This is a genomic window from Vibrio plantisponsor (assembly GCF_013041605.1).
GTDB classification, from domain to species: Bacteria; Pseudomonadota; Gammaproteobacteria; order Enterobacterales; family Vibrionaceae; genus Vibrio; species Vibrio plantisponsor.
Map to the genome: position 1 here is coordinate 1 of NZ_JABEQC010000035.1, position 1,177 is coordinate 1,177.

The 1,177-nt window shown below is 47.5% G+C and carries 1 protein-coding gene; it reads left to right on the forward strand.

The window, feature by feature from the left end; all coding sequences use genetic code 11:
- Positions 1 to 1,177: elongation factor Tu (tuf, locus tag HKI82_RS20325; protein WP_171139017.1), on the forward strand; the 1,177-nt coding region annotated here is incomplete at both ends.

Here is a 1,177-nt window from a genome sequence, read left to right on the forward strand (position 1 = left end):
TGTCTAAAGAAAAATTTGAACGTACGAAACCGCACGTAAACGTTGGTACTATCGGCCACGTTGACCACGGTAAAACAACTCTAACAGCAGCTATCTGTACTACTCTGTCTAAACACTACGGTGGTTCAGCTCGTGACTTCGCATCTATCGATAACGCTCCAGAAGAGCGTGAGCGCGGTATCACAATCTCTACTTCACACGTAGAGTACGATACTCCAGCTCGTCACTACGCACACGTAGACTGCCCAGGACACGCTGACTATGTTAAAAACATGATCACTGGTGCTGCGCAAATGGACGGTGGTATCCTAGTTGTTGCTGCAACAGATGGTCCAATGCCACAAACTCGTGAGCACATCCTACTAGGCCGTCAGGTTGGTATCCCTTACATCATCGTATTCATGAACAAATGTGACATGGTTGACGATGAAGAGCTACTAGAACTAGTAGAAATGGAAGTTCGTGAACTTCTATCTGAGTACGATTTCCCAGGTGATGACCTACCAGTTATCCAAGGTTCTGCACTAGGCGCGCTAAACGGCGAAGCACAGTGGGAAGAGAAGATTCTAGAGCTTGCTAAAGCACTAGATGAGTACATTCCAGAGCCAGAGCGTGCAGTAGACATGCCGTTCCTAATGCCAATCGAAGACGTATTCTCAATCCAAGGTCGTGGTACAGTAGTAACTGGCCGTATCGAGCGCGGTATCCTACGTGTAGGTGATGAAGTAGCAATCGTTGGTATCCACGACACTACAACTACTACATGTACTGGTGTTGAGATGTTCCGTAAGCTTCTAGACGAAGGTCGTGCGGGTGAGAACGTTGGTGCACTTCTACGTGGTACTAAGCGTGATGAAGTTGAACGTGGTCAAGTACTAGCTAAGCCTGGTTCAATCACTCCACACACTAAGTTCGAATCAGAAGTATACGTACTGTCTAAAGACGAAGGCGGCCGTCATACTCCGTTCTTCAAAGGCTACCGTCCACAGTTCTACTTCCGTACAACTGACGTAACTGGTGATATCTCTCTACCAGAAGGCGTAGAAATGGTAATGCCAGGCGACAACATCCAAATGACAGTAGAGCTAATCGCTCCAATCGCAATGGATGAAGGTCTACGTTTCGCGATCCGCGAAGGTGGCCGTACAGTTGGTGCTGGTGTTGTAGCTAAAATCTT